Origin of the sequence: Sporomusa acidovorans, from assembly GCF_900101845.1 — a bacterium.
Classification (GTDB): Bacteria; Bacillota; Negativicutes; order Sporomusales; family Sporomusaceae; genus Sporomusa; species Sporomusa acidovorans.
This window is the reverse complement of the sequence record NZ_FNAM01000039.1, coordinates 45,470-58,283: the sequence shown is the minus strand read 5'-3', so window position 1 is coordinate 58,283 and position 12,814 is coordinate 45,470. Positions and strand designations below refer to the sequence as shown.

Sequence of the window (12,814 nt, the reverse complement as noted above, 5' to 3'; positions counted from 1 at the left end):
AATTATACAAGAATTGGGGAGAAAGTACAATATCGGCTATCTATTTCTGCAAGTTTACGATTTGCTGTTGTTTTTCCTGACTGGTACTCTGCCGGTTTGTCCATGTAAGCCAGACAATTGCGGCCCCTACCAGGCCAAGCAGGCTGCCGGCAATTGTAATAAAGAATGTCGTTTTGGCGCAAGCTCCACCATGGAGGCAAATGCCGATAGCCCAGGGCTGCGGCAGGATAATGACAATAATGCTGACCAGCAAAATTAAAAAGCCGCTCAAAATTCTCGCTTCCGCCCTACGCAATACCAGCAAGGATCCTGCCAGAATAAACGCCAGCAGGGCAACAATAAACTCAGCCTGATAGGCATAATGGCAGCGCATCGGACTGTTGTCAGCGGCCAGCCCGGTGCAGATAGGAATCAGTCTGGGCAATAACAAGAGGATAACACTTAGTAAAATTGCACTCCAGGATAATAGTTTATAAGCTTTCAAGTTTATCAGCTCCTTCGCTTGGCTCTTTACGCCGGAAAAATATTTGCCGGAAAACAGGCAGCACAGAATGCGTTGTCGAGTGCTGGCTCCCTGGGTTATGCTAGCGAAAAGGCGCTCTGTTTGCTCCGCTGTACAACACGCCGATACCTAGTAAAAATACAACAAGTGCCCCAATTAAAAATCTGTCAAAACTCATTTTTCATCCCCCTCGTTTTAGAAAGCCCGGCTAACGCCGAGCCTGTGGCGAAAGCGCTAGCCGTTGTTTGCACTTATGCCAACAGAATTCAATTATAAATTCTGTTTGACGTAAAAAACCGGAGCGCCCCGCAGGACTCCCCGGCCTTTAGTCAATACCAATCAGCCATTTTCTTTTTGCGGTACTTTATATATATACAACGTGCTAAAGATTTTTGCAGGCGGGTGGTGTGTTGGCAAAAGCGGAAGTCAAACGCTAGTGGTGGAGCGCTCTTCATACATTAGCCACCTGTGCCTGCAAACTTCTGTAATGCGGAATATATATATTTATCCGGCCGCCGCTAAAAGCCGTTTAGACAGTCTGACCGCATCGGCGGCATTGACGGCATAGCCATCAGCCCCGATCTTATCGGCAAAACTCTGAGAGATCGGCCCGCCACCGATAATCACTTTATAGTTATCTTTAATATTTTGCTCTTTCAAGATTTCCACAACTGCCGACATCCCATCCATAGTGGTAGTCATCAAGGTTGCCAGGGCAATGATATCGGCATTCACCTCCTTGGCCTTTTCGACAAAAGCTGCGGGGGGAATATCCCTGCCCAAATCAAAAACATCAAACCCTGATGTTTCCAGCATAATTTTCACCAGATTTTTCCCGATATCATGGGTATCCCCTTCTACAACCCCGATAACTACTTTGCGTTTTTCCCCTTCTTCTGACGACCTGATATGCCCTTTTAATATATCAAGCCCGGCATACATGGCGTCAGAGCATAACAGCAATTCAGGAATAAAATATTCTTCTTCCTCAAATAGCTTTCCGGCCCGTTCCATGCCGTCAGACAGCCCTTTCTCAACCGCTTCATAAGCATCCACTTTTTTGTCTACAATTTCCTTGGACAAGTCTACAGCCTCATCCTCGTTCATATCCACAACGGCGTCTGACAGTTTTTTAAATAATTCTTCCTTATTTACCGGCATTTCCAGCCCTCCCACAATGTTTAAATACTTGAGAATCAACTAATTGTTATGAAGCCTTCACCGTATTTTCCCGGGCAACCTGCAAAAAAGCCTCAACATTAGCGAGCGGCACGGCCGGCGGAATATCGCAGCCGGGCATTAACACATAATTGGCCCCATGTCCGGCCTGCCGCATGCTTTCTTTCGCGGTTTGCACGACATCCTCCACGGTTCCGTCTTTAAGCAGCACCGGATTTACGTTGCCGGCCAAGGCAATTTTCCCTGACAGTTCTTGCTGGGCCCTGCTTAAATCCACCTTATAATCAACTGACAATAAATCCACCCGGAGTTGAGGAGCCAAGTGTACGCGGTCCCGGATATTACCGCAAATATGCAAGGTGGTATAAGCTCCTTTTTCTTTCAGTTTTTCGTTCGCTTTTCTGATATAGGGTGCAACAAATTCTTCAAAATGCGTGTAGGAGATCAGGTCACCGGAGGCAGTCGGTTCCGCAATCGACAATATGCTGGCACCGCTCTGTATAGCAGGCACCAGGTAGGCTAGGCAGACCTCTGTCATAACTTCCAGCAAGGCATGCACGCCGGCTTTATCTTTATATAAGCCTGACATCAGCTTTTCCACGCCATAAAACTGTCCAGCCAGCGTAAACGGACCCCAGCTGGAGGTTCCCACCAGGAAATCCTGCCCAATTTGCTTATTTACTTGTGAAATGATCAAGCGGAGGGCATGAATCCATTCATGCTTGTCAATTTGGCTTACATCAATCCGGTCGACCTCTGCTATGCGGTCAAACGCAGGCGCAATGACATCAATATTTCCCTGGGGCCGAAACTTGATTTTGCCGCCAAAAATATGAGCAAGCAGGCCAATAACAAAGGCCGGATTCAAGGGATTCGTGTATTTGCCGGTTGGCGGCTGCTGCTTGCGCCAGTGTGCGCGCACCGCCGCCGCAATCACACTGCCGTCTGTATGAAAAATCACTTCCGGGGTCAGCCCGCTTGCCAACTTGTTTAACCGGCCGGCAATATGCGCTTGCTGCTCTTCATCCAAAATATCGGTAATACCCACAACTTCCGGCAACCAACCCAAATCGTCAGCCAAGAAGCGGGTAAGGTTTACGGCATAATTGGTATCGCCGATAATCACGGCATAGCGCTGCAAATCTTTATCATTAAAACAATCGGCCAGCGGCTCCAATAAATGATAATACCGTTTGGTTTCATCCTGAATTACCGTTTCCACCAAAGCCGGGTCCAAATTGAGCGCCTTTCCCACCTCGCGCAAAAACGCGCCGGTAGCGGCAGGTCCCACCGGCAGGGTTGTGGACAAGTACGGCGTACCGTGAACCTCCTCTGCCACCTGGGCAGCTCCCTGGCCAACAACTTCCGATACCACAATATTTAAGGCGGCACTGCCGGCTTCCCGGATTTTATCCACACTGTCATCCACGGTAAAGAAACTGTTTACCGTTACACCCAATTTTTCCAGCAGGCGCCGGATTTCGGCTATATTGCCACGCCAGAAAACATCAATGAACGGCGTAATTCCCCATAAATTAACCGCCAGCGGTTGTTTTTCATTGGTTCGCCTTACAAAGTCTTTAAATAAACTTTGCAGCACCAGATCATACCCTTGATAGGAGTTGCCGCGAAAACCGCCGGTTTCCGCAAAGAAAATGGGAACCCCTTCTTCCTGTAACGGCCTGACTACAGAACCGACATCATCACCGATTACCTCGGTCACACAACTGGTGAGAACGACATACAAGTCTCCCTGCATAACTTCAAATGTATTTCTGACTTCCTCTTCCAAGCGCTCAATGCCGCCGAAAACGACCTCCCGTTCCTGAACATTCGAACCGGGCATACTTAACCCGCCGCAATAGCCGCCAACCTGCAGTCCGGAACCGCCAGCCTATGTCCAGGTAAAATTACTGGCACAGCCTGGCGGTGCATGCAATATGGGTATCGCTTTGGGCAGCGCGCTGACGGTAGCGATCGCCCCGCCCAGGGCGCAGGTATAACGGGGTCGTTCAATAAATTGATAATTGCTCATTCATTGTCACCTTCCGCCAGCTTAATATATTTAAACGGATTCTGCTGATACCAGGCCTCTTGATAAGGCAAGGCGGCATATTGACTGAGATTTAAATTAAACCGGGGGTTTTTCAATTGGCGGTACAAGCGTCTGGCCAGTTCATAGGCACCTTGGTAGCCGATATAATGCAAACCGGAATTATAAATAACATGGGTTGAGATACCTAGTTTAGCGGCTGTGCTGTTGGCATTCATATGCCCAAGGAAAATATCAGGCTTTAGTTTGCGCAGCAAATTGGCTTCTTCAAAAGGCTGGCAATTCGCAATATTGAGTGGCAGGTCCTTGCCGATAAGCCGTATCAGCTTTTCGTATTCTACTTCGGCGAATTCATCGTGATGATACGCCCGGATACCTACGACCTCAAACCCTAATTCAGCTAGCAATATGGCTGTTGAAAGCGCCCGAAATTCACCGGCGCTGCTAAAGGCCTTTTTGCCTGTAAATATCGGCTTGAGCGGCTCCAGTGCAGCGTTCAGCTCGGCCTCCTCCCGGGCAATCAACGCGAGGGCCTGTTCCGTAAGGCCAAAAAAATCAGCCACATCCAACAGCCACTTGCCCGTATTGTCGATGCCGATCGGCATATGCCGGATAATAAACGGTACCTGGTACTTTTCCTTAAGGTAGGTGAACATATAATCATCATGGGTCGGACAAGTACTTATGGATAAATCGGCTTCCGTCATGCGCTGCATCCCGTCGGGATCGGCAAAAACCGGAAAAATATTGACGGAAATCCCCAGTTGGTTTAGTAAGCGTTCCAGCTCCAACTCGTCAACCCGCCCCATGGACGACACATTCATTAAATTAACGGTTATCCCGTTTTTTTCTTTATTGACCGCCGGTTGCTTATGATCTGTTAACAGATTACGGCCAATCGAATGATAGATGGCATCATAAGAGGTAGCCCAAATTTTCGTCTTGAAGCCTTCGCAATGTACCGGCAATAACTTTGCTACGACTTCCGGCTGCGTCTGTTCAACCACACTTTCCACATCGTCGCCGATGATACCGGGTACACAACTGGCAACAATAAAAATTACGGCAGGCCGGTAACGCCGGTCGGCTTCGATAATGGCCTGGGCCAGCTTAGATTCACCGCCGCTGATAACATCAGATTCGGTCAGACCCGTAGACAGCCAGCGGCCGTCCTTTACCACACCCCAGCGCTGGTTATTGCCGCCGCGGACAGCGGCGTTGCCGCAATGGCTGGAAGAACCGCAGCCCAAGCCGCCATGCATGAGTACCACACTATTGGGGATACTGTTCATTGTCCCTAAAGCCGGTAATAATAAACAAATGGAATTTTGCGTAAAGCTGCGTTCGTTGCCCGGCTGGCAGCACCGCATACCGCGGCCGGCTACGTCACCCAATGCCGCCCCGTGAGCAATGCAGGCATTTAACCTGTCTTCCCGGCGAGGCGGTTCTTTTAGCTCGAAATAACTCACTGTCGCATCTTCTCCTTTATCATTATGTAATCCCGTGTCCGGTACACCCGCACCCGGATAGTAAACGGATTGTTGTATTACAGACCAATTCCAGCCAGTTTGCGTTCAACGGCGCACCAGGACCTTTTGGCATAAACCAGCGGAACTGACTGGGCTTTTGCATGATTTTTGACCATTCTTGCCATATTATGGTTGACATAATCGGTAAACACTAAGACAAATGCCGTTGTTTTAGGTATATTCATTCTTTTTAGTTCACCTGGATTTCTTCCAGTAATATGAGCGATTTCGGTTACTCCCTTCTCCCGCATTTTGTATTCAATAGCGCCTAAATAATCTGCGCCGATAACCAAAGCCGTCATATTCTCATCTCCTTCACTCACTAAAAATAAGCAATTCCATGGAAAAATAAAAGGCAACCGAATTTTCCACAAAACAGGATTTCGGTTGCCTCCGGTATTTTCCAGTCAGCAATTTTCAAGCTTTATTTCATCTTTTTTCCTGCCAACCTGCCAGCCGAAAAATGTACTTCTCAGCAGGGTGCCTAACTAAAAAGAGGCAATCACAGGCTGCGCAAACAGCCAATGATTGCCTCCGGTGTTCCGGTCAGCACGAATATTACCAAATATTAGGCTTAATATTAGCACACAGCCAAATGAGTGTCAACCCCGAAAGATATTTTTTTGTTTTGTGAAATTAACCCTTGACACTTTTTTGCATTTTGGCATATAATTTCCACAACACACAATATTATTTATTTTGAGGCTGATCAGACTACTGAAGGCCAAAAGGAATGGCAACGTTCCTTTTGGCCTTCTTTTGTTTTTTATCCTGAGACTAACCCGCTCTAAGACTCCCAATATACTCTAAAGGGCACAGGCGAGCGGCTAAGTCTACTTTATCATCAATCCATGAAAGGAGCAATGAAAAATGAACATCCAAAAGGTGGTGGCGTCAAATGGCTAAAGACCTAATGACACCGCTTCAACGCTTGACTGCTTATAGCCAGGGAAAACCAATTGACCGTCTGCCATGCGTTCCCATTGTGGGCAACACAGCGGCAAGAGTAATCGGTGTCAAAGTCAGTGAGCTGCCTAATAGCGGAAAATTGCTGGCTCAGGCGCAGATTGCCGCTTACCGCCGGTTTGGCTATGATATCATCCGGATATTTACCGACCTCTACGGCCAGGCCGAAGCTATGGGTTCGGTGGTTTACTATCCTGAGGACGAAACAGCCTATTTAGCCAAACCGGCGCTGGACGATATCAGTCAGATTGACAGCCTTAAGCCGGCAGACCCCTATAAGGACGGTCATCTGCCCATTCATCTGGAAGCCATGAAAATCGCCGTTGATGAGGTAGGCAACGAAGTCGCCGTAACCGGGGCGCTTACCGGCCCTTTTACTAACGCTTCCTTTTTAATCGGCGCCGAAAATTTGGCCCGGCTTGTTGCCAAGAATCCGGAGGCTGTTCACCGGTTATGCCGTCTGTCGTTGGAAACCTGCCTTAACTATGCGAAAGCAATTATTGATATTGGCTGTACCCCTAGCCTGACTGACCCGATGTCCTCAGCAACCATCATCAGCCCCCAGAAATTTAAAGAGTTTTCCTTCTCCTATCTGCAACAACTCATTGATTATATTCATGCTCGCGGCAAATCGGTAACCTTGCATATTTGCGGCAAAACCGCCAAGGTATGGGAACAAATGGCTGATGCCGGCGCTGACTGCATCAGTATTGACAACGCTGCCAGCCTCACAGAAGCCAAAAACAAAGTTGGCAACCGCCTCAGACTAATGGGAAATGTTAAGCCCTCAGAAACGATGCTGCAAGGCACGCCGGCAGATATCCGTCTGGCTGTTTTAAGCGGTGTCCGCGAAGCTTATGACAATCCTAAAGGCTATATTGTGGCTTCCGGCTGCAGCCTGCCGACCGAGACTCCTTTCAGCAATATCGATGCTATGCTTGACGCCGTCCGGGAAATTGGTTATCCCATCACCGCGGAAAAACTCAGTCGCCTGGAGCAGAGGTGGTCCCAATGACAGTAGTAACCGAAAAAGCGCGTTTACTGGCAGTATTGAATAAACAGCCGCATGACCGGCCGCCTGTCATCTGCCCCGGCGGCATGATGAACGCCGCCATCGTCGATGTGACGACCAGCAGTGGCCAATTCCTGCCCGCCGCCCACGCGGACGCTGCTTTAATGGCCAAGTTGGCTGCTGCCGTACACCATCACACCGGCTTTGAGAACTTTGGACTTCCTTTTTGCATGACGGTGGAAGCCGAAGTGCTGGGAAGTGAAATTGATTTGGGCACACGGGAATGTGAACCCAAAATAAGCCGGGAAGCCTATGCTTCCGCAGCGCAAGTGGAGTTTAAGGATATCCGGGCCATGCTCACTTCCGGACGGATACCCGTTGTTTGCGAGGCGACTTCGATTTTATCCGCCCAATATCCCGATATTCCGGTCGTCGGCAGTCTGACCGGTCCGGTAAGCACAGCCGCTTCCATCGTAGATCCGGTACGGTTCTTAAAAGACTTGTATCGCGATGCCGCGAATGCGCACCACGTGTTTGACTATGTAACCGAACTGCTGAGCGGTTTTGCCTACAAATTGATTGACCATGGCGCTGCGGCCATCGCGATTGCCGACCCGACCGCAACCGGTGAGATTCTGGGGCCGAAGATGTTTGCCAATTATGCCGTCACCTACATTAACAAGCTTGTCACCGCCATTCACCAAAGAGGTGTTCCGGTTATTATTCATATCTGCGGCAACGTAAACAGCGTAAAATCTTTACTTCCGAAACTTAAAGCCGATGCGGTCAGTACCGATGCGATTGTCAATCTAAAACTTCTTAAGGATGAGTTTCCCGAACTTACGACAATGGGAAATGTCAGCACGTATCTCTTAGAACTGGGATCAGCGGAAAAAGTCACTATACAAACGAAAAACTTGCTGGAGCAAGGCATCAACATCATTGCCCCAGCCTGCGGCTTAAGTACCTCCAGCCCGTTAATCAACATCCAATCCCTGACCCAAACAGTCAAAGCGATTCGCACAAAAGAGGGGGGGTAATAACCGGTGACGCTATTACGCTTTTGGCAGGACACCAACCAGTCAACTGTCTTTGTCGCCCATGACAATATCACCGTTCTTGCTGCCGCCAGAGCTGCCGGGGTTCTGGTTGAATCCCCCTGCAACGGTGCCGGCACCTGCGGCAAATGCAAAGTTCGCATTCCTTCCTCTCCCCCTGAGACAATTCGCGTATTGCCGGGTTGCCTTCATACCCTGACCCCAGAAGAAATGAGTCAGGGCATTGTTCTCGGGTGTACGGCTGAGATTCAGGCGCAACCCGCTGACAATACCGTTATTGATATTTTTGTTCTTGACCGGCAGGATAAACATGATGTGCAAATCTTAAGCGAAGGACACCACTTGGCAGTAACACTTGATCCAGTGATAACTAAAGAATACGCACCAGTTGAGGATAAAACCTTAGTATTATCCGGTGATTCGCCATTGGGAACAGAACCAGGCAATACGGCCAAAACCGCTCATGGTCTTGTTGTTGATATTGGCACAACCACCCTGGTAGCCGCGCTCTTTGACCTGATCACCGGCCATGAGCTGGCTACCGTATCGGCTCTCAATCCGCAGAGCCTGCATGCCCAGGATGTTTTATCCCGGATAAAAATGGCCAATTCTGCCGCCGGCTTAGCCACCCTGCACACAGAGATTGTTCAGGCTATCAATAAAATGATCAATGAACTGTCGCACAATGCCGGCATACGGCCCCAAAGCATTTATGAAGTCATCTTCAGCGGCAATACCTGCATGCTGCACCTGGCGCTGAATACCAATCCCGCCTCTCTGGGTAAATTCCCCTACATGCCTGTTCTCTGGGGTGGTAGCTATCATGCGGCAGCCGCTATTGGCCTTACGGTTGCTCCTTTTGCCCAAATCTACCTGCCGCCGGTTATGTCGGCCTATGTGGGGGCCGATATCACTGCCGGCATTCTGGCCGCAGATTTGGCCAATCTGAAAGGAACTACCCTGTTTGTCGATATTGGTACCAATGGTGAAATGGCTTTAGCGGTTGACGGCCGTCTGTCGGCAACCTCCACGGCGGCCGGCCCGGCTTTTGAAGGCATGAATATTGCCTGCGGCATGAGGGCCGCCCCTGGCGCCATCGAAAAATTCAAAGTAGCCCCTACCGGCGACGTAGCGGTAAAAACCATTGCCGATAGCCCGGCTGTCGGCATTTGCGGCAGTGGACTGCTGGATATTGTCGGTGAACTTGTCAGAACCAAACTGATCAACAAAAGCGGGAAGTTTACCGGGCTGGAACTGAATCATACGCATCCTTTACAACGGCGATTAAAAAAAGAAAACAGTAAAACCATTTTTACCATTCAGCAATCCGTCTATGTATCGCAAAAGGATATCCGCCAGGTGCAGCTTGCCAAAGGAGCCATTCGTGCCGGTATGGAATGCCTGCTTGCTGCCAACGGCTTAAGCACCGCCCAGGTTGACCGTGTATTGATTGCCGGATCTTTTGGTTTTCATCTCAATGCCGACAGTCTGATTAACATTGGTATGCTGCCTGAAGCTTTTACAGGCAAAATTGATTTTCTCGGCAATACGGCTAAAACAGGCGGGCAGGCCATGCTCCTAAATCGTCGTTCCCGGCAAACAGCGGCCGATCTGGTAAAGCAAGTCGAGGTTTTAGAACTGGCTACCTACAGTGATTTTGATAAAACCTTTGTAAGCTGCCTAAATTTCTGAGTCTAAGCTCCATACCGGCAGTTTTCTCACTTACTTTGTTATCGGGGCAGATCACAATCGCGGATGCTCTAATCTCTTTTATAAAAACCTCTTACCGAAAGAAAAGGAGTGATTATCTGTGCACAAGCACCGTCTCATTATTGCCAGCGTCGCTATTATCCTAATCTTTAGTTTACTGCTTGCCGGCTGCGGCCAGCAAAAAGCTGATCAGTCAGCAAAACCATCGTCCGGCCAAGCATCCCCGCCCGCTGACAAAATCAAATTTAAAATTGGTTATTTGCCGGCTGTTGGCCATATCCTTTATTTTGTTGCCAAAGAGAAAGGTTTTTACGAGCAAGAGGGGCTGGATGTCGAATTATTCCAGTTTACCAACTCCGGTGAAGGGCTAAATGCCATTAAAGCGGGTAAACTGGATGCCGGTTCCTTCGGTACAGCCGCCCCGCAGGTTTTCATTGCCAAAGGTACACCTTTTGTTGATATTGGCGGCATGCAAAGCGAAGGCCACGCCGTTGTGGCCAAACCGGAAAATGCCGGACAATTTTCCACTCCCCAAGGCTTTATTGGCAAAAAAGTAGCCACTGTTCGTCTGGCAACCGGTGATGCTGTATGGCGATCAGCCATGAGCAAAGCCGGTATTGACTGGAAAAACCAGGTTACCATTCAAGAATTAGACTCCCCTACCGCCGTGCTGGAAGCAGTAAAAAAAGGCGCGGCAGATGCCGGTCTGGTCTGGGTTCCCTTCTCAGAAATGGCTGAACAACAAGGGCTAAAAATTGTTACCTGGTCTTCTGAATATATGGACGGTCATGTATGCTGCCGGGTAGTCGCGCTGGAAGATAAGCTGCAAAGCAATAAAGAAGCCTATATCCGCTATGCCCGCGCCAGCATCCGCGCCTATGACTTTTATATCAACAACCAGGAAGAAACTTTGGCTATTGCCGGGAAATATGTCAAACTGGACAAAGAGCTGCTCAAGAAAGGACTTTACGGCGGCCGCATCCATAGCATTCCCGACCCTGACAAGAAACGCTTTATTGCTTTTTGGGAAGCGATGAAAGCGGCTGGTTACATCCAAAGTGATATTGATATCGCCAAGCATGTTAACACGGAAATATACAAAACAGCGCTCGACCAGTTACTGCAGCGCGAGCCGCAAAACGCTACCTATCAAAAACTGGCTAATGACTATCAGGTTAATGATCTCTAAGAACAAGGAGGATGCTTGTGGCCTTACTAAAGCTTGAATCCATATCCCTTACGTATCCGGGCGACGAGTGTCCGGCTGTAGCCAATCTGTCGCTGTCCATTGACCAGGGAGAATTTCTGGCAGTGGTCGGTCCCAGCGGTTGCGGCAAAAGTTCAACCATCGGGTTGCTCGCTGGATTAACAGCCGCCACAAGTGGCCGTATTACCTTACAAGATAGGCCGATTCTTGCCCCCGGCCCGGATAGGGCCGTCGTCTTTCAAGATTACTCGTTATTTCCCTGGATGACTGCCCTTGATAATATTAGCTTTGCTCTCCGGGAGTCAGGTCGCTCCAAAGGTAAACCGGCTGAAGAAAAAGCAAAAAAATTACTGGAACTGGTCGGTCTCAGCAGCTACAGCCATAAATACCCGGGTGAACTGTCAGGCGGCATGCGTCAGCGGGTAGCGATCGCCAGAGCCTTTGCTCTTGATGCGCCTGTCTACCTGCTGGATGAACCCTTTGGCGCGGTAGATGCCAAAAACCGGGTAAGTCTGCAGGATCTGCTGCTCAAGCTGTGGACCGGCGATGGCAACAAAAAAACCGTATTCCTGGTCACCCATGATATTGATGAAGCTTTATATCTGGCTGACCGCATTGCCGTTTTTACTCCCGGTCCCGGCCGGGTAGTAAAGACAGTCGAGGTTCCTTTTCCCCGCCCCCGGCGGCGTTTTTTCCTAGTAAAAGATCCCCGTTATATTGAATTGCGCAACGAAATTCTTTCTTTGCTGCAACAAGAAATTTTAGAAGAGCTCCAACAGGTGGAAGGAGGCGCAGGCATATGAGCCAAACCAGCCGCGACCGCCTGCTCTTAGGAATTGCCATCTTACTCCTTTGGCAGTTAAGTACCGCCTGGTTAAAACTGCTTGATTCCCAGCTCTTCCCACAACCGTTGCAAGTTCTTCACCTGCTTTTCGAAGACCGCGAGGTATTCTTGAAAAGTCTGCTCAGTTCCTTTAATTTGTTATTCTGGGGTTGCTCCCTGGCTACGCTGCTTGCTATTCCGCTAGGGCTAATTGTTGGCTGGAACCGACGGTTAAGACTGGCGATTGAACCGGCCACCAATGTGCTGGGGCCAATCCCGCCCATTGTCTATATTCCCTATGCCATCGCCATACTACCCACTTTTACCCAGTCCTCCGTCTTTATCATCTTCGTCGGTGCGTTTTGGCCCTTATTTATGAATACGGTAGCGGGTGTAGAGTCATTGGAAAAAGGCATTGTCGACTCTGCCAGAACCATCGGGGTCAGCAGGAAATCCATGCTTATCCATATCCTCTTGCCCGGAGCTATGCCGCATATTATCAGCGGCGGCGCCATCAGTCTGGTACTGGCGTTTATCCTGTTAACAGCAGCCGAAATGATTGGCGCCACCAGCGGTCTGGGCTGGTATGTAAAATACTTTTCCGATTTTGCCGATTATCCCCGGGTGGTTGCCGGGATCATTGTTATTGGTGCCGTTGTGCTCACATTAATGACCATATACCAGCGTTTTACCGGTTACCTGCTGCGCTGGCGGAAGCAATGAAAATCAATAAAACGTTCTGTAACCCTGCTCAAAGGAAAGAGGCCAGTCGAAA

The 12,814-nt window shown here is 49.3% G+C and carries 12 protein-coding genes; 6 read left to right on the top strand and 6 right to left on the bottom strand.

The genetic code is table 11. The features are described 5' to 3' along the window. Nucleotides 1-40 precede the first annotated feature (40 nt). From BLR65_RS21545 to BLR65_RS21525, 6 genes are all read right to left on the bottom strand, one after another. On the bottom strand, nucleotides 41-484 hold the full coding sequence (locus BLR65_RS21545) for a DUF4418 family protein (protein ID WP_093796247.1): 444 nt from the start codon (nucleotides 482-484) through the stop codon (nucleotides 41-43). Nucleotides 485-1,006: 522 nt separating this feature from the next. Then, nucleotides 1,007-1,663: a corrinoid protein gene (locus tag BLR65_RS21540; RefSeq protein ID WP_093796246.1), complete on the bottom strand. Its 657-nt coding sequence runs from the start codon at nucleotides 1,661-1,663 to the stop codon at nucleotides 1,007-1,009. Between the two features lie 46 nt (nucleotides 1,664-1,709). Further along, nucleotides 1,710-3,527 carry a uroporphyrinogen decarboxylase family protein gene (locus BLR65_RS31040; protein WP_093796245.1) on the bottom strand — a complete coding sequence of 606 codons (1,818 nt, stop codon included), beginning with the start codon at nucleotides 3,525-3,527 and terminating at the stop codon, nucleotides 1,710-1,712. 48 nt (nucleotides 3,528-3,575) lie between these two features. Then, on the bottom strand, nucleotides 3,576-3,716 hold the full coding sequence (locus BLR65_RS29990) for a hypothetical protein (protein ID WP_169716965.1): 141 nt from the start codon (nucleotides 3,714-3,716) through the stop codon (nucleotides 3,576-3,578). After that, nucleotides 3,713-5,203: a nitrogenase component 1 gene (locus BLR65_RS21530; protein ID WP_093796244.1), complete on the bottom strand. Its 1,491-nt coding sequence runs from the start codon at nucleotides 5,201-5,203 to the stop codon at nucleotides 3,713-3,715. The genes BLR65_RS29990 and BLR65_RS21530 overlap by 4 nt, the downstream gene beginning before the upstream one ends. A gap of 77 nt (nucleotides 5,204-5,280) precedes the next feature. Further along, on the bottom strand, nucleotides 5,281-5,586 hold the full coding sequence (locus BLR65_RS21525) for a DUF2325 domain-containing protein (RefSeq protein WP_245692971.1): 306 nt from the start codon (nucleotides 5,584-5,586) through the stop codon (nucleotides 5,281-5,283). 575 nt (nucleotides 5,587-6,161) lie between these two features. Here BLR65_RS21525 and BLR65_RS21520 point away from each other — a divergent pair. The 6 genes from BLR65_RS21520 to BLR65_RS21495 all read left to right on the top strand — a co-directional run bounded on the left by BLR65_RS21520 (nucleotide 6,162) and on the right by BLR65_RS21495 (nucleotide 12,762). Further along, the gene (locus BLR65_RS21520; RefSeq protein ID WP_093796242.1) at nucleotides 6,162-7,244 is read left to right on the top strand and encodes a uroporphyrinogen decarboxylase family protein; all 1,083 of its coding nucleotides are present in this window, start codon (nucleotides 6,162-6,164) and stop codon (nucleotides 7,242-7,244) included. Then, nucleotides 7,241-8,281 carry a uroporphyrinogen decarboxylase family protein gene (locus BLR65_RS21515; RefSeq protein WP_093796241.1) on the top strand — a complete coding sequence of 347 codons (1,041 nt, stop codon included), beginning with the start codon at nucleotides 7,241-7,243 and terminating at the stop codon, nucleotides 8,279-8,281. The genes BLR65_RS21520 and BLR65_RS21515 overlap by 4 nt, the downstream gene beginning before the upstream one ends. A gap of 6 nt (nucleotides 8,282-8,287) precedes the next feature. Then, a complete protein-coding gene (locus BLR65_RS21510) occupies nucleotides 8,288-9,991 on the top strand; it encodes an ASKHA domain-containing protein (RefSeq protein WP_143122628.1) in 1,704 nt (567 codons plus the stop codon). Nucleotides 9,992-10,109: 118 nt separating this feature from the next. Continuing rightward, nucleotides 10,110-11,198: an ABC transporter substrate-binding protein gene (locus BLR65_RS21505; protein ID WP_093796240.1), complete on the top strand. Its 1,089-nt coding sequence runs from the start codon at nucleotides 10,110-10,112 to the stop codon at nucleotides 11,196-11,198. A gap of 17 nt (nucleotides 11,199-11,215) precedes the next feature. Beyond that, nucleotides 11,216-12,019 carry an ABC transporter ATP-binding protein gene (locus tag BLR65_RS21500; RefSeq protein WP_093796239.1) on the top strand — a complete coding sequence of 268 codons (804 nt, stop codon included), beginning with the start codon at nucleotides 11,216-11,218 and terminating at the stop codon, nucleotides 12,017-12,019. Next, the gene (locus BLR65_RS21495; protein WP_093796238.1) at nucleotides 12,016-12,762 is read left to right on the top strand and encodes an ABC transporter permease; all 747 of its coding nucleotides are present in this window, start codon (nucleotides 12,016-12,018) and stop codon (nucleotides 12,760-12,762) included. Before BLR65_RS21500 ends, BLR65_RS21495 begins: the two co-directional genes overlap by 4 nt. Nucleotides 12,763-12,814 lie beyond the last annotated feature (52 nt).